The sequence below is a fragment of the Streptomyces sp. DSM 40868 genome, assembly GCF_011820545.1.
Lineage (GTDB): Bacteria > Actinomycetota > Actinomycetes > Streptomycetales > Streptomycetaceae > Streptomyces > Streptomyces eurythermus.
Genome location: NZ_CP050504.1, coordinates 8,328,706 through 8,343,263, shown reverse-complemented (window position 1 = coordinate 8,343,263; position 14,558 = coordinate 8,328,706). Strand labels below are relative to the sequence as shown.

The 14,558-nt window shown below is 66.8% G+C and carries 14 protein-coding genes, 3 pseudogenes and 1 CRISPR repeat array; of the genes and pseudogenes, 10 read left to right on the top strand and 7 right to left on the bottom strand.

Annotation, left to right across the window (positions count from 1 at the left end):
* The first annotated feature begins 2 nt into the window (after positions 1 to 2).
* From HB370_RS37420 to HB370_RS37395, 6 genes and pseudogenes are all read left to right on the top strand, one after another.
* Positions 3 to 356, top strand: coding sequence for a hypothetical protein (locus tag HB370_RS37420; RefSeq protein ID WP_157855701.1), 354 nt, complete (start codon positions 3 to 5; stop codon positions 354 to 356).
* Positions 357 to 756: 400 nt separating this feature from the next.
* Positions 757 to 1,047: a hypothetical protein gene (locus tag HB370_RS37415; protein WP_167513082.1), complete on the top strand. Its 291-nt coding sequence runs from the start codon at positions 757 to 759 to the stop codon at positions 1,045 to 1,047.
* Between the two features lie 659 nt (positions 1,048 to 1,706).
* Positions 1,707 to 2,048, top strand: a complete 342-nt coding sequence (locus tag HB370_RS37410) for a hypothetical protein (protein ID WP_157855700.1) — start codon at positions 1,707 to 1,709, stop codon at positions 2,046 to 2,048.
* Positions 2,049 to 2,078: 30 nt separating this feature from the next.
* Positions 2,079 to 3,010 (top strand): annotated as a pseudogene (locus HB370_RS37405) (IS5 family transposase).
* Positions 3,011 to 3,249: 239 nt separating this feature from the next.
* A complete protein-coding gene (locus HB370_RS37400) occupies positions 3,250 to 3,594 on the top strand; it encodes a hypothetical protein (protein ID WP_157855699.1) in 345 nt (114 codons plus the stop codon).
* 177 nt (positions 3,595 to 3,771) lie between these two features.
* Positions 3,772 to 4,602 carry an SAM-dependent methyltransferase gene (locus HB370_RS37395; RefSeq protein WP_030795389.1) on the top strand — a complete coding sequence of 277 codons (831 nt, stop codon included), beginning with the start codon at positions 3,772 to 3,774 and terminating at the stop codon, positions 4,600 to 4,602.
* A 37-nt stretch (positions 4,603 to 4,639) separates the two neighbouring features.
* Here HB370_RS37395 and HB370_RS37390 read toward each other — a convergent pair whose 3' ends face one another.
* Both HB370_RS37390 and HB370_RS37385 read right to left on the bottom strand, forming a co-directional pair.
* Positions 4,640 to 5,551 (bottom strand): helix-turn-helix transcriptional regulator, encoded by a 912-nt coding sequence (locus tag HB370_RS37390; RefSeq protein ID WP_051816346.1) that lies wholly within the window; start codon positions 5,549 to 5,551, stop codon positions 4,640 to 4,642.
* Positions 5,552 to 5,653: 102 nt separating this feature from the next.
* On the bottom strand, positions 5,654 to 5,929 hold the full coding sequence (locus tag HB370_RS37385; RefSeq protein ID WP_078637880.1) for a DUF397 domain-containing protein: 276 nt from the start codon (positions 5,927 to 5,929) through the stop codon (positions 5,654 to 5,656).
* Positions 5,930 to 6,220: 291 nt separating this feature from the next.
* On the opposite strand from HB370_RS37385, the pseudogene HB370_RS37380 reads away from it, so the two are divergent.
* The 4 genes and pseudogenes from HB370_RS37380 (at position 6,221) to HB370_RS37365 (ending at position 9,351) form a co-directional block, all read left to right on the top strand.
* A pseudogene (locus HB370_RS37380) lies at positions 6,221 to 7,051 on the top strand (transposase).
* The gene (locus HB370_RS37375; RefSeq protein ID WP_030795382.1) at positions 7,048 to 7,470 is read left to right on the top strand and encodes a hypothetical protein; all 423 of its coding nucleotides are present in this window, start codon (positions 7,048 to 7,050) and stop codon (positions 7,468 to 7,470) included. Before HB370_RS37380 ends, HB370_RS37375 begins: the two are co-directional and overlap by 4 nt.
* Positions 7,471 to 7,687: 217 nt before the next feature.
* Positions 7,688 to 8,683: a NucA/NucB deoxyribonuclease domain-containing protein gene (locus tag HB370_RS37370; protein ID WP_244405788.1), complete on the top strand. Its 996-nt coding sequence runs from the start codon at positions 7,688 to 7,690 to the stop codon at positions 8,681 to 8,683.
* An 89-nt stretch (positions 8,684 to 8,772) separates the two neighbouring features.
* Entirely contained in the window at positions 8,773 to 9,351 is a 579-nt protein-coding gene (locus HB370_RS37365) for a hypothetical protein (RefSeq protein ID WP_030795377.1), read from the top strand.
* A gap of 30 nt (positions 9,352 to 9,381) precedes the next feature.
* Here HB370_RS37365 and HB370_RS37360 read toward each other — a convergent pair whose 3' ends face one another.
* From HB370_RS37360 to HB370_RS37340, 5 genes and pseudogenes are all read right to left on the bottom strand, one after another.
* Positions 9,382 to 9,984, bottom strand: a complete 603-nt coding sequence (locus tag HB370_RS37360) for an HNH endonuclease family protein (protein ID WP_342451015.1) — start codon at positions 9,982 to 9,984, stop codon at positions 9,382 to 9,384.
* A 177-nt stretch (positions 9,985 to 10,161) separates the two neighbouring features.
* Entirely contained in the window at positions 10,162 to 10,302 is a 141-nt protein-coding gene (locus tag HB370_RS37355) for a hypothetical protein (protein WP_157855698.1), read from the bottom strand.
* 135 nt (positions 10,303 to 10,437) lie between these two features.
* A CRISPR array of direct repeats spans positions 10,438 to 11,261; the repeat unit is 37 nt; unit sequence GTTGCGATCCTCGGCCGCCCCGGAGGGCGACCGCCAC.
* 189 nt (positions 11,262 to 11,450) lie between these two features.
* On the bottom strand, positions 11,451 to 11,726 hold the full coding sequence (gene cas2 / locus HB370_RS37350; protein ID WP_244405786.1) for a CRISPR-associated endonuclease Cas2: 276 nt from the start codon (positions 11,724 to 11,726) through the stop codon (positions 11,451 to 11,453).
* Positions 11,723 to 12,546: pseudogene (locus tag HB370_RS37345) on the bottom strand (IS5 family transposase). Before HB370_RS37345 ends, cas2 begins: the two are co-directional and overlap by 4 nt.
* A 208-nt stretch (positions 12,547 to 12,754) precedes the next feature.
* The gene (locus tag HB370_RS37340) at positions 12,755 to 13,939 is read right to left on the bottom strand and encodes an IS701 family transposase (protein ID WP_037703471.1); all 1,185 of its coding nucleotides are present in this window, start codon (positions 13,937 to 13,939) and stop codon (positions 12,755 to 12,757) included.
* Between the last annotated feature and the right edge of the window lie 619 nt (positions 13,940 to 14,558).

The following is a 14,558-nucleotide window of genomic DNA, read 5'->3' as shown; positions in this document are numbered from 1 at the left end:
CTGTGAACGAATTATTCGGTGAGTCACTTTTGGGCTTCCCGCAGGGCGTCAGCCGCGCGTTCGCTCAGCAAATCGCGCACACCCCGGCGTTGACACTCCGGCGCCTTGATGCTCTTGAGGTCAACGGACGCGGTAACCGCGCAGCAGCACCAAGAGAGGACAGCCTGTTAACATTCGCACGTTTGCAATTTTCCCATATGCACGAACGAGTGCACCCGGACGTCACCGTCCTCTTTCCTGCATCTGCAGAGAGCGAGCCCCAGGACAGTGGAACTCTCACCACCTGCTGGTTTGTCACCATCGCACCTCAAAGCTGGCAAGTCTCTACACTCATTCGATCCTTAGTTGATATCTAGTCGATCAAACTTCGCCAGCAAGAAGTTGGTGAATGTCAACCTGGACACCGATTGCACCTGGGATTCAGGTTGCACGCAGGGAACTCTCTGAGACTTGCCGCGAAGACTGCATTTTGCCGATAGTCTGATGACGGGTCGCGGTCACTTGATGGCGGACCGTGATGCCGATGGCCCCGGGATTGCGCCCCGGGGCCACCTATCAGGCCATCGCTAACCGAGGAAGGTTAGGAACTTGACCTTTGGAGCTACCCCAGGGCCTGGTAAGGCACCCCTGGGTTGTCCCCACGGGAGTATCCCTCCCGCGCGTGCAAGCGAAACCACGACAGTCTCGCGGACCGATGTGCGTGTGTACGGGAGTTGGGTGACCGCCATCCTTGTGGTCATCGCTGCCGTTGTCTTCGTGACAGTACGCCCGGTCCCGTCGAGCCTGCCCGGCTACTGGCCGCTCGTCCCGTCGAGCCTGCCCGGCTACTGGCCGCTCGTCCCGTCGAGCCTGCCCGGCTACTGGCCGCTCGTCCCGTCGAGCCTGCCCGGCTACTGGCCGCTCGTCCCGTCGAGCCTGCCCGGCTACTGGCCGCTCGTCCCGTCGAGCCTGCCCGGCTACTGGCCGCTCGTCCTGCCGGGCGTCGTGATCCTCCTAAAGGCCAGTCACGGGAGCGTGCTTCGCCGAGTCCGCTACCGCAGGGCCTGATCCCTCGTCGGGTGGGGCCGCTGAAGAGCGGCTCCACCCGGCTCAACTGCTGGTGTCCCCCAGCGCTGTGGGCAACCGCGCCCAGGGGGGCGAAGGGAGACCTGATGGCAGAGCCATCACGGGGGGTCCGGTGCCTGCGGTGCAACTCCCCGATCGAGAAGACAGGAAAGGGCGGGCGCCCACGAACCTACTGCACGCCGAAGTGCAGGCGCCGGGCCCAACGCGAGCGAGACCGCTCACGGCGTGTTCTGGGACCGTCCTGGCAGCCGATCGCACACGATCTGGTCACCAACAGCCTCCAGTTGTACGGCGGCCAGCAGATGGACTTGGAGAGCGTCTTCGTACTCGCCAAGCACATCGCCCGGGATACTGAGTGTCTGGTCGCAGTCGCGATTGATAGCGCCTTGCGGCGCGGCGAGGGGTGGCAGGACATCGCTGCCGCGGCCGGCGTGAGCCGGGCGTCGGCCGTGGCAAGGTGGGGTGGCCCCCGCGCCTCGGACCTGTTGGTCGGACGCGTGCCGCCGCCGAACCTGATAGAGGGCGGCGGTTCCGCGGCAGGCGCCGTGTCCGCCGCACAGCACGTCCCGCGCCCGCGCAGCTCAGGCCAGGCAGCAAGGGCCAGACAGGCATTAGGGGTTGCCCTACAGACCCTCTGCAAAGTGTCCCGTGTCAGCCTCCTGGAAGCGGCGGCCATGGCGGGGATGTCTCTTCGCGAGATGACGGACATGGTCGAGGGGCGGACAGCGGCGTCTTGGCCTGAGACGTACACCGTGGCGCATGTCCTGCGTGGCGAGCCGGAGGACCTGCTGCACTTGTGGGAGTGCGCTTCCGGGGAGCGTTTGTCCACGGGCAGGAGCAGTACCGAGCGCCTGGCGGCGGCCTTACGGGGTGCATGGCTGGCGGCCGGCGCGCCCAGCCTGGCGATTGCGTCGGACGTCGACGTCACCGTGGCGCGCGCAGCCCTGTGCGGGCAGCTAGGACTTGTCCGGCCGATCATGTGACTACTCCGCCGTTGCGTCGTTGATGTGGACATGGGGCGGGGAGATTTGACGGATGCCGAGTGGGAACGACTGCGGCCGTTTCTGCCGGTCAGCAACGGGCGTTGTGGCAGGTGGCGGGATCACCGGCAGGTGATCGACGGGATTCTGCACCGGGTGCGGACCGGCGTTCAGTGGCGTGACCTGCCCGAACGGTTCGGCCCATGGAAGACGGTGTATGAACGCCACCGCCTGTGGTCGGCCGATGGAACGTGGGAACGCCTGCTCCAGCAGGTCCAGGCCGAGGCCGACGCGGCTGAGGAGATCGACTGGAACATCTCGGTCGACTCCACCATCGTGCGGGCACATCAGCATGCTGCCGGCGCCCGCACCGAACCACCGCCGGCGCCCGCCTCAAAGGGGGCCGAACCGGCAGAACACCAGGGCGAAACGCCGTGGCAGAGCCTGGTCGCCCGCCTGGTGGAGGTGGTGCAGGAGGTGAGGGCCTGGGCCGCTCGCGGGGCGGGTTCACCACCAAGCTCCACCTGAGTGCGGACGGCCGCTGCCGCCCGCTGTCCTTGATCGTCACACCGGGACAGCGAGCGGACTGCACGCAGTTCAAGCCGGTGCTGGAGAGGATCCGCGTCCCGCGGATCGGGCCGGGCAGGCCGCGCAAGAAACCTGAGAGCCTCGCGGCGGACAAGGCGTACAGCAACGGACCGTGCCGCGAGTACCTGCGGCGCCGGGGCATCCGGCACACGATTCCGGAGAAGACCGACAGCCAGGCCGCCCGACTGCGCAAAGGATCACGCGGCGGACGGCCACCCGGCTTCGACGAAGGGCGGTACAAGAAACGCAACACCGTCGAACGGGCGATCAACCGGCTCAAGCACGCTAGGGCCGTGGCCACCCGCTACGACAAACGCGGCTACGTCTTCCTTGGGACCGCGACTGCCGCAGCCCTCGCCATCTGGCTTCGTACATGATCGGCCGGACAAGTCCTAGTTCCGCCATGGTCGGTGGTGACCACGCTTCTGGCAGGGTTCGGCGCGGAGTCGGCGCTGTTCCAGCCGTTGTGGGTCGCTGCGAGGGCCGCGCAGATGGAGTCCGGTGAAGGGACGGCGCTGTCATGAGCCACCGGAGGGGTAGCCGTGCACGCCTGTCCGTCTCCTGGCGCGGGTATCAGGCGCTGTGCGAGGCGAACCGGCCGGCGTACGTCCAGTACGTGGAGCAGCGGATCACCGACTGGGCGGAGGCGAGGCGATGCGTCGATGCCGTGCTGGAGGCACTGGATCACCGCTGGACCGTGGTGCTGAGCAGCCAGTGTCCTGCGGCTCGCATCTGGACGGACCTGCGCGCGGAGGCCGCGCGCCGCACACCCCGAACCTGCAGCCGAGCCGTACGGCTTCACGCCATCCTCAGTCCCGCCCAGGCCGACATCGTGATCCTCCATCACGATCTGGGTCTGTCCGTAGAGCGCGCTGCTCACCTCATGGGGATGACGGAGCCGATCGCGCACGCCCTGCTGCGCGGTGCTGAACGAGAGCTCGGCACCTCGTTCGACGGGTGAAGCATAGTCAGCGCATGCCGCCCAGGGGGCGTGCGCTGACCAGCGTTACACACCCCTCGTGGCGCTTTTCTGCCCCCGTTGATCGCCCTTGTTGACTAGCCGTCACCAGGTCGCACTCCTAGAATCAGCCCTCACATCCGTCGGAGGCAGCCCGGACCAGGGCCTACGGGAGCGCGTATGACCAACGGGGAGAAACCCCAAACTATCCGCCTGATCGACAGCAGCCAGGCCAGCGCAGCACGCATGTACGACTGGCTGTTAGGGGGAACGGAGAATTACGAAGTCGACCGGGCCGCCTGCAGAGAACTTTTGAAGATCGCGCCAAGTACCCAGCAACTCGCCCGGAACAACAGGGCCTTCCTGCGCAGGGTCGTACGATTCCTCGCCGCCGAGAAGAAGATCACGCAGTTCCTGGATCACGGCAGCGGCCTTCCCACCCAAGAAAACGTGCATCAGGTCGCCCAGGGCATCAACCCCAATGCCAAGGTCGTCTATGTCGATAACGACCCGATGGTCCTCGCCCACGCCAGAACTCATCTCGATGACAACGAGAATACGTTGGTCATCGACTACGACATGCGCCGCACGAACGACATCAGAAACGCCACTAGCCGCTTCCTCGACTGGGCCAAGCCCATTGCAGCACTCTTCGTGTCAGTCCTGCACTGTCTGCCCGACGCAGACGACGAAAACGACCCGGCCGCTCTGATAAGAAACGTCTCGGCACAGCTCGCGCCCGGCAGCTACGTGGTTATCTGCCAACTCATCAGCGATGACCCCGAGGTACGCGACGGAGTTACTCGCCTCATGGACAGTGCCACCGGAGGCAACTGGGGCCGCGTACGTCAACCGTACGAGGTAGCACGCTACTTCGAAACTCTGGAGATCGAAGACCCCCCGGGCCTCGTCGACGTAATCGACTGGCTTCCCGACTCCCCACCTCCGCCTCCGCATATGCGCCCAACCGACTGGGTCGAGTGGGGCGGAGTCGGTCGCGTCTGCAGGTGAAGCCCTCGCTTAAGGAGCAGCCAACCAGTGCCGGCGCCTAGCCTGGCTGCTCCTCAGCAGCACTCTGCTCCCAATAGTCAATGGCCCTTTCCAACGCCGACACGCTGTCTTCCCGGTCGTAGACGTTGTTACAGATGTTGGTCAGCTGCTTGCGTGTGCGGTCGAGTTCTGCTCTCTGCGTGATGTAGTTAGCACTGTTCGCGTGCTCGACGTAGGCCAGCTCCTGGTGCTCACCATCAGGAAACATCAGGTGGAAAATGGGAGTTGGCAACGCGATGAACTGCTTCGGCAGGATGCGTACGTTCACCTTGTCGGCCTTGGCCGCGTCGCGAAGGTGGTACATCTGCTCCGCCATCATGTCGCTCGGACCATACGGCTGGTAAAGAGCTCTCTCATATATGAGTGCTGCCAATCGGGGAAACTCACCGTCGAGCATGAGCTGGCGCTCCATTCGAAGGCGGACGATGAGCTCAATGTCCCTGTCGGAGCGATCGATCTCCGTGAGTCGCACCAGCGCACGCGCATACCCCTCCGTCTGTAAGAGGCCCGGTACGACGCGGGGTTCGTAGACTGTAATCCGGTGCGCGGCCCGTTCTAGACGGATTAGGCGTTTGAAAAAGGCCGGCGTGACATCGTTGAACCGCTGGATCAGATCCTCGTTCCCGACCTGCTGGTGCAAGTGGTCAAGATGAGCTCGTTCCTCGCGGGAGACACCGTAGAACTCGGCGAGATCGTTCAAGTCGCGGTACTTGACCGGGTTCTGTCCCCGCTCCAGCCGACTGACCTTCGAGGTGCTTGCGCGGATCACTCGCGCCGCGTCGGCGAGGGTGTAACCTCGCCGTTCACGTAGACGACGAAGCTCGTCGCCCAGCATCCGGCCGCTTAGGGTCTCGCCGGAATTCTGCATCGGAACCACAAGGTCAGGCCGGGGATTGTGGATGGCGGCCATGCAAACTCCGGGAACTGGACAGAGGGCAGAGGTTCCCATACAGCATGCCGGAGGCATGCCCGCCACCACAAACTATGGCCAATGCATTACGCGTTGCGCTTCCTAGTTGGCGAGACGGTCGAACTCGTCACCTTTGACACCCGCTACGAACGTATCCCACTCGGCACCGGTGAAGATGAGGGCCGGGCCAGCCGGGTGCCGGGAGTTCCTGAGGGCGACACCACCCCCGGGCAGCCCGGCCGCCTCGACGCACTCCCCCGCGCCGACACTTCCTCGCGCTTTCTTCCACGTAACGCCCTTAATCTCGGCGGCGGAAATCCCATTCTCTACCACGTCAAGACCACCTTGCGCTCGTCGAAACACCGTTCTCCCACGCATGGAGTTCCCATATGGGAACTCCATGCGTCTCATATGCAAGGCTAACCCAATCTACCCGCGGGCACATTTCCCCGAAAGGGTGCAGTTCGATTCCTTTTTTCGAATAAGAGAATTTACATATGTGATAATCTGACTGATGTGCTTATCCCTGGCGCTGGTAGCGGATCGCGGGTCTGCCAATCAAAGCGAGAGGGTGGTATGCGACTTGATAGACGGTTTGTCGTCACGTGAACGTTTGGGACTGCGGCAGTCCAGCCGGCCGGAGGGCTCAGACATACTGGGCTGAACACCGTGAGCGAGCGCCAGCCCTACAAGACCGACCTGTCCGACGAGCAGTGGGCGCTGGTTGAACCGGTGATCGCCGCGTGGAAGGCCGCACACCGCTCGGTCAGCGGCCATAAGGCCGGTACGAGATGCGCGAAATCGTCAACGCGCTCCTCCATTAGGGCCCCACCGGATGCCAGTGGGACCTGCTTCTGCACGACCTGCCGCCGCGCGGCGCGGTGATGTATTACTTCACCAAGGGGCGCGACGACGGCACCGACCAGACCATCCACGACCTGCTGCGCTGGCAGGTGCGCGAGAAGGCCCGGCGGAAGGCGCGGACCCGAGCCTGGTGGTGCTCGACACCCAGAGCGTTCACGCGGCGGCCGGGGTGCCGGCGGAGTCGACGGGGCGTGATGCGGCAAAAAAGTACCGGGCCGCAAGCGCGGCCCGGCCGTTGACGTCCTGGGGCTGGTGATCGCGGTCGTCGTGGTGGCCGCGTCAGCGCCCGAGAACGCCGTCGGCATCACGCTGCTGGACAAGGTCGCCGCCGACACCGACACCGTTCTGAAGACGCTGGTCGACCAGGGCTTCAAGAACGCCGTCGTCGCGCACGGGCAGGCGGTGGGCATCGAGGTGGAGATCGGCGAGCGCAACCCGGGCCAGACCGGGTTCGTGCCGATCCTCAGACGGTGGATCGTGGAGCGCGCCTACGGGATCTTGATGCTGCGCCGCCTGCCCGTGCGCGACTACGAGCACCTGCCCCGTAGTTCGGAGTCGCGGGTGTACTGGGCGATGACCGCGGTGACACTGCGCCGGCTGACCGGGGCTACCGCTGCGGCCTGGCGCAGCTCATGACCGGCGGGGAGCTGACCCTCGGGGCGGTGCTGGTACGGCTGGAGGAGCGGGAACGGGAGATCACCGTACAGACCGACGCGACGAGGAAGCAGATCGCGCAGCTGACCGCACGGCTGGACGAACTCAGCCGGTCCGCCGAGGAGGTCCAGATCACCCGGAAGACACTGCTGGAGCTGCCCGGTCGGCAGCCGCCCGCGCCGCCGGCCCCGAAGCTGCCGGACCATCCGGCCTACCAGCAGATCATGACGGCGTTCGCCACGGCCGGCACACCGCTGCGGGCGCGGCAGGTATGCGAGGTGATGGACCTGGAGATCACGCCCAACAACATCAACAACACCCGCCTGAAACTCAAACGGCTGGCCAAGCGCGGAATCCTGGTCGAGACCGAGCAGGGCTTGTTCACCCAACTGCGGCCGTAGCCGCCCGGCGACGCGGCAGCCAGCCCACAGTGTCTGAAAGCGTTCGCAGAGCTCCCGGATCGGCGTAATCCGGATGCATGCTCTCAAGGCGTCGTGCTTGGATGCGGTCAACGCGACCAGGAGGGGGCCCAGTTGCTGGTGTTTCCTGGCGCATCCGTAGCGAACTCTGGGGGAGTTAGTGGAGTTAAGACGGACCATCACTGCCGGTGCGATCGCGGTGAGCGCGCTGACCGTCGGAGTCGGTGCGCCGGCGGCGGCGGAGCAGCAGGACGCCGGCACGCTGCGCGTCACGGTCAGTCACTCGGCCAAGCAGGCCGGCACATCAGCGGTGGCGGCACCGAACGCGAACGCCACGTGCACCATCAACCGCATCACGGTGAACCGGTACAGCGAGTGCGAGTGGATCACCATCCACGTCGACGTCGTCAAGATCGTGCGCGGAGGGCCGGTCCTCGAAGGGACCGCTGACTTCGACGTCAAGCACCAGATGACTCTGAAGGCGAAGTCCATCAACTGGTCGGAGAAGTTCTCCATCTCCAAGGCGAAGACCACGCGGGCGGGCAAGGGCCTGCACGTCAACATCGCCGCCTCGTCCAAGAGCGGGACGAAGGCCAAGGTCCACTTCGACCAGGGTCGCACCCTGGACAGCAAGTCGAGCGGCAGCGTCGACTACACGACCAGCCCCATCACGAAGAAGAAGATCAACGCCAAGGCGAAGACCACCTACACGTACACGTTCACCAAGGCCGGCTACAGCCCCGGCACCGTCTCGTACGACTCCGCGGTCTACCGGTGCGACAACTACTACGGCACCAGCGGATGCGCGATCCCCGACTCTCCGACCGGCGTCTCTCTGATCAACCAGCCGATCATCGCCGACGGCATCCGCGGGCTCCGCCTCCGCGGCGGCCACTACGGTGACCCCTACGGCGGCAGGCCACTGCACTGGATGATCAACGACAAGCAGAAGAACAAGAACCGGGCCGCCGTGTGCCCGAAGAACCCGCCGACCGACATGAAGCGCGTGGGCCGCACCTCCTGCGACGAGTACCCCTTCGCCTCCACCTACGAGGGCGGCACCCACCTGCCGGCCAAGGAGCGCACCATCACGTGGGTGCGGAAGGCGGAGAACGACAGCCAGGGCGGGACCATCACCACCTGGCGCCGCGCCTACCACGTCATGGACCACGACCCCTTCTTCGTGATCGTCTGAACCGCCGCACCACCTTGTGCTAGACCAAAGGTGCTCCTCCCCGGCCGCCTCGGGGAGGAGCACCTCGGCTGTGAAACGGGAGCTTGTTCATGCTGGTCCACGAAGCGGAGTTCACCGTCGACCTCGGCGAGAGCGGATACCTCATCGGCTTCACCGAACACGACGACTACCCCGACGAGATGCCCTACGGCTGGCGCTGCGGCCCCGCCGGCTCCTCCAGCGCCATCGTCCTGCCGACCACCGACACCGGACCCCTGCAGCTCACCGTCCAGATCCATGACAGCCCACCCGCCCCCGAGACGGACAGCAACTGGGAACCCGCGGAAGAGATCAGCCTGCTGGCCGAGACCGACCGTGTGCACCTCGCCACGGTCGACCCCGGCGACGTCACGGACGCATGGCCGGAAGAAGAACCGCCCCTGCGTGTGCACCCCGCTCCCGGCCCCGACCACTGGATACGGATGCGCCTGTACTGTCACGCTGACGACCCCGAACCCGGCATCGGCGACCACGGCGAACGGCACCTGATCCAGCTCTGGCCCGCACCGGCCACACCACCCGTCCACCCCACGATCGGCGAGGAAGACCTCCAGGCGCGCGCCGAGTACGCCGCGAACCGGTCCGGCCTCCTCGCGGACTACACCACCGACCTGCCGGTGCAGGACTGACCGCCGGTGCTGGGCCGCAACGTCCCGGCCCTACCGGGCGAGGGGGACGCTGATCGGCGCGTTGGGGCACTGGCTGAGGACCTGGGACAGGGCGGCTTCCTCGCCGGAGTCGATGCTCAGGCCCCAGCGCGTCTTGTCGGCGACCCAGTCGGTGACGTACTGGCAGCGGTAGCCGGCCGCGGGCGGCAGCCACGTCGCCGGATCCTGGTCCGCCTTCGACCGGTTCGACGCCGCCGACACCGCCGACACCGCGATCAACGCCCGCCCGTCACCCAAGTCGTTGGCGTACGCCTCCCGCTCCGTCGGTGACCAGGCGGAGGCGCCGGAGTCCCATGCCTCGGCGAGCGGGACCAGATGGTCGATGTCCAGGCCGCTGGGCCCGGTGAAGTAGCGGTCGTCATACGGCGAGTACCAGCGGCCGCCACTGAGCCGGCAGCTCGCGCCTTGCTCGGGTGCGATGACGGCCTCGGTCATCAGCACCTCGGCGCGGGTGTTGCAGCCGTCCTTGTCCGCGTCGACCCAGTGCTTGAACTTGGTGCGCTCATACCCGGTGCGGTCCTCGTCGCGGACGGGCAGAGCGGCTAGGCCGTCGCGCACCGGCAGGGTGACGGCCCGGCCCGCGGCGCGCCCGATGGGATCAGCGGCCGGGACGGCATGGGCGGCGGCGGGGGTGAGCAGGGCCGCGAGGGCAGCGGCGGGGGCGGCGGTCTGGGCGAAACGCACGACGGAGTCCTTTCGGAGATCACTGGTCGTGCTCTTCGTAACGGCGACTCCACGCGACGCGCCCGGGAAACCTCAGCCTCTACCCGTTCAGGGGATACGCGAGATGACCTGCAGACGCATCGAGCGGGTCCGGCCCAGCCCGAGCGCGAACGACGGCGGCTTCTCTGCGCAGCCCAGCCGGATGCCGGCCCGGCCGGACGACCAGCTGATCGCTGGGAGGTGCTGCACCCGATCAGTCGGTGAAGGGAACCGGCAGCACTGGGCGCCCGCCACCTAAGATCCATGGGTGTGCATGAGATCCCCGACTAGCTGATCACCCTGCAAACGGTCCGCCGAGCAGGAGCGGACCCGGGCGAGGTTGCTATTGCGATCCTCGGCCGCCCCGGAGGGCGACCGCCACACGCGAGGGTGGCCGAAGCTCCGGCCGGAGTCGGCGTTGCGATCCTCGGCCGCCCCGGAGGGCGACCGCCACACGCCTTCCTCGGCGGCGCCCTCTACCGCGCCTCGTTGCGATCCTCGGCCGCCTCGGAGGGCGACCGCCACCATGCTCACCTGGGCCGGTGACGTGCGCGAACGCCTGGGTTGCGACCCTCGGCCGCCCCGGAGGGCGACCGCCACACGCGCGGCGCGCGGAGCCGGGGGTGTTGCAGACGCCGTTGCGATCCTCGGCCGCCCCGGAGGGCGACCGCCACTGGTGCCGTGGCGGCCCCATCCGCGGACCTCCCAGAAGTTGCGATCCTCGGCCGCCCCGGAGAGCGACCGCCACCCCGCGTCAGGTTCCGGACCGGATCGCCGGACGACCTGTTGCGATCCCCGGCCGCCCCGGAGGGCGACCGCCACCGTCCAGGTCATGATCCCTCACCGACCTCAGAATCGGTTGCGATCCTCGGCCGCCCCAGAGGGCGACCGCCACACATGGGGCGTCTCCGCTCCTCCGGCAGACATGGGTTGCGATCCTCGGCCGCCCCGGAGGGCGACCGCCACTCTCCGTCGGACTCACATCCGCCGATATCCATCGGGTGTTGCGATCCTCAACCGCCACCGAGATCTTCGCCCTCTCCGTGGCGTACGGATTTCTGTTGCGATCCTCGGCCGCCCCGGAGGGCGACCGCCACGACCAGGCCGCGGACCGGGTGTTCGCGGACGCCGAGTTGCGATCCTCGGCCGCCCCGGAGGGCGACCGCCACGCTGTCTGAGCAGCAAAATCAGCCTACCGCTCGCTCCCGAGTAGTGGAGCGACAGGCGACAGAGCTACTGAATGCGGACATTTGACTTCGGTGCGATCCGCGTGTCGCGTGTGTGCTTCCGGTTCCGAAGCAGGCGGGCGGGACGAACACGCATCCGCCCGTCGGTCGTCTAGCGGGCGTCATGGTCCGTCAGAGTACAAGGTCTCCACGATGGGGCTGGACCTGTGCGATGCCGAGAGTCTGGACGTGGTCGAAGCCGTCGGCGGGCAGCCGGTAGAGCCGGATGCTGTCGGTGTCGGAGTCGATGATCTGGTCGAGGTCATGGAGGAGGGTGAGGAGTGTCTTTTCATCGGCGACGATCTCGAAAACGGATTTCTGGACCCGCAGGCCGTGGCCTTCACAGAGTTTCGCGACGCGGCGAAGGCGGCGTTGGCCAGCTGGGCTGGTGGTGTCGTCAAATGTCACGCCCACATCAGCAGGGATGCGAGGGTAACGGCTGCCTGGTAGGACTCGGCCGTCTTGTCGTAACGGGTGGCGATGCCGCGCCACTGCTTCAGCCGGTTGAAGCACCGTTCCACCACGTTGCGCCGCCTGTAGAGCTGCTGGTCGAAGGCCGGGGGCCGGCCACCACGGCTGCCACGGCGGAGGCGGTTGCGAACCTGGTCGGCCCGCTCGGGGATCGTGTGAGCGATGCCCCGCCGCCGCAGCCAGGTGCGGATCGCCTTCGAGCTGTAGCCCTTGTCACCGATGACATGAGACGGCCTGGTCCGGGGCCGGCCAGGGCCGATGCGGGGCACCCGGATCGCCTCCATCACCGTGGTGAACTGGGTGCAGTCGTTGGTGTTGCCGCCGGTGACCACAAGCGCGAGCGGGCGACCGAAGGCATCGCAGGCCAGATGAATCTTGCTGGTCAGGCCGCCTCGCGACCGTCCGAGTGCCCGGGGCCCCCTTTTCGGGCTCCTGCGGCGTGGTGGTGGGCCCGCACGATCGTGGAGTCGACCGACACCAGCCAGTCGATGTCCCCGGCCGCGTCCGCCTTGGCCTGCGCTGCCCGCAGCATCCGCTCGAATGTTCCGTCCTTGGCCCACCGGCGGAAACGGGTGTGCAGCGTGGCCCACGGTCCGTACCGCTCGGGCACGTCCCGCCAGGCCACTCCGGTACGGAACTTCCATACGATCCCGTTGAGGACCGTCCGGTCGTCCAACCGCTTCCGGCCCCGCAACGAGACTGGCAGCAGCGGCCGAAGGAACTCCCACTCGGCATCGGACAGTTCATGACGACGTATCACACGACCATGATCCCCCAGCCAAGATCATTTGACGACAGGGCCTAGTACTGCAACGGTGTTTGTGCTGAGTGCTGGCCAGGTCAAGGGCTGTGTCCGCGTCGTTTGTAGTGGCTGGTGCGGGCTTGGTGTTGGCGTCGTCGGCGCCAGGTCGACCAGTGCAGGACGTGGCCGACCGGGGTGGGACGGCGGCTGGTGAGGCGGGTGATCAGCCGTCGGATTTCGGCGAGGCTGAGGTGGATGAGCTGGGAGGATCCGTTTCTGCTTTCTCCGTGTCCAGCTGTCGGGCCCGCAGGACGGTCAGGCATGCATGGGCGGCCATGGCCAGGGTCATGTGGCGGTGCCAGCCGGGGTAGCGGCGGACCTGGTAGTCGTCCAGGCCGCATTCCTGCTTGGCGGTCTGGAAGCATTCCTCAACAGCCCAGCGGCTACCCGCGACGCGGATCAGCTCGTCCAGTGTGGTGTCGGCGGGGCAGTAGGCGATGTAGTAGGAGATCTCCTCGGGTCGGCTGACGCTGCGGCGTGCGATCACCCAGTGCCGGCGGTCCTCGCGGTGCCAGGGCCTGACCTCGACGCGGGCCCAGTCGTAGATCCGCCGGCCGTGTGCCCCTTCGCCGCAGGAACGACGCTTCCACTTCTGCCGCGGCAGGCCGGGGAACAGGTCGTGGACGGGATGGTCGAGTGCCCAGCGCGTGACGACGGTGTCGTGCCGGGTGGTGGCCATGACATGGAAGACATCGGCCTGCTCGAGCTCGAAGCGCCAGCCCTTGCTGAAGCCGTAGGCGGCATCCGCCGTCACCCAGGTGAACGGGATCCGGTCCGCGATGGCCTTGTGGACCATCGCCTTGGCCATGGCCACCTTCGTCTCGAAGGCGACTTCGTCGCCGATGCCGGCCCGTCGGCAGCGTTCCCGGTCGTCCGTCCACGACGTGGGCAGATACAGCCGCCGGTCGATCAGCGTGCGGCCGCGGCCGGTGGCGTAGGCGAGGAACACACCGATCTGGCAGTTCTCGGTCCGGCCGGCGGTTCCGGAGTATTGCCTTTGCACCCCGGCCGACCGCAGGCCCTTCTTCAGGAAGCCGGTGTCGTCGATGATCAGCACGGCGTCTCGGTCGCCGAGGTGTTCCACGACGTAGTCGCGTACGTCGTCCAGGACCTCGTCGGCATCCCACTCGATCCGGTTCAGCAACCGGTGGATGCGATCGGGACCCTCGTGCCCGGCTTCCTCCGCCAGCGTCCAGCCGTTCTTCCGCTCCAGCGGTGCGACCAAGCCTCGCATGTAAGCGAGCGCCGACTGACGCGGTTCTTCCCTGTTGAACCGGTGCACGAACCGGTCATGCACAGCGTCCAGTTCACCGGCCCACAGCCTGACATCAGCAAGGTCCCCACCCATAACCACACCAACGACTGAGCTGGCCATCAGTCACGGCAAGCACCGTTGCAGTACTAGTGGTGTCGACGTCGTAGGTGAGCAGCAGGTCCATCAGGCGGCCGTCCAGGGGAGGTAGCGATCCTCAGTCGCCCTGGAGGACGACCGCCACAAGCCCTGGCGACTGGCCATCCTCACGATGGACGAGATGTTGCGATCCTCGGCCGCCCCGGAGGGCGACCGCCACGACCATGCAGGCCCGGTCAGGGCGTATGTCCGTGACGTTGCGATCCTCGGCCGCCCCGGAGGACGACCGCCGCGGAGCCGGTCTTCCTTCTCCTGGCCCGTGTCGAACGTGTTGCGATCCTCGGCCGCCCCGGAGGGCGACCGCCACCATCGTGGCCGGCCGGGGCAAGGTGTACGAGGCGCTGTTGCGATTCTCGGTCGCCTCGGAGGGCGACCGCCACCTTGCAGCCGGTGCACAGCCACGCCGCGCCCTCACGGTTGCGATCCTCGGCCACCCCGGAGGGCGACCGCCCCCCGTAACCGGTCACTCTGAACCGGCCGAACTGTTGCGGTCCTCGGCCGCCCCGTAGGGCGACCGCCACGGTCGAGGCCCGAGTGAACGTACGCGCCGCCAAGC

Excerpts from the sequence above, each read along its gene's own strand:
- HB370_RS37395 (WP_030795389.1), top strand. The coding sequence starts at position 3,772 with ATGACCAACGGGGAGAAACCCCAAACTATCCGCCTGATCGACAGCAGC.
- HB370_RS37375 (WP_030795382.1), top strand. The coding sequence starts at position 7,048 with ATGACCGGCGGGGAGCTGACCCTCGGGGCGGTGCTGGTACGGCTGGAG.
- HB370_RS37385 (WP_078637880.1), bottom strand. The coding sequence starts at position 5,929 with ATGCGTGGGAGAACGGTGTTTCGACGAGCGCAAGGTGGTCTTGACGTG.
- HB370_RS37365 (WP_030795377.1), top strand. The coding sequence starts at position 8,773 with ATGCTGGTCCACGAAGCGGAGTTCACCGTCGACCTCGGCGAGAGCGGA.
- HB370_RS37340 (WP_037703471.1), bottom strand. The coding sequence starts at position 13,939 with ATGGGTGGGGACCTTGCTGATGTCAGGCTGTGGGCCGGTGAACTGGAC.
- HB370_RS37390 (WP_051816346.1), bottom strand. The coding sequence starts at position 5,551 with ATGGCCGCCATCCACAATCCCCGGCCTGACCTTGTGGTTCCGATGCAG.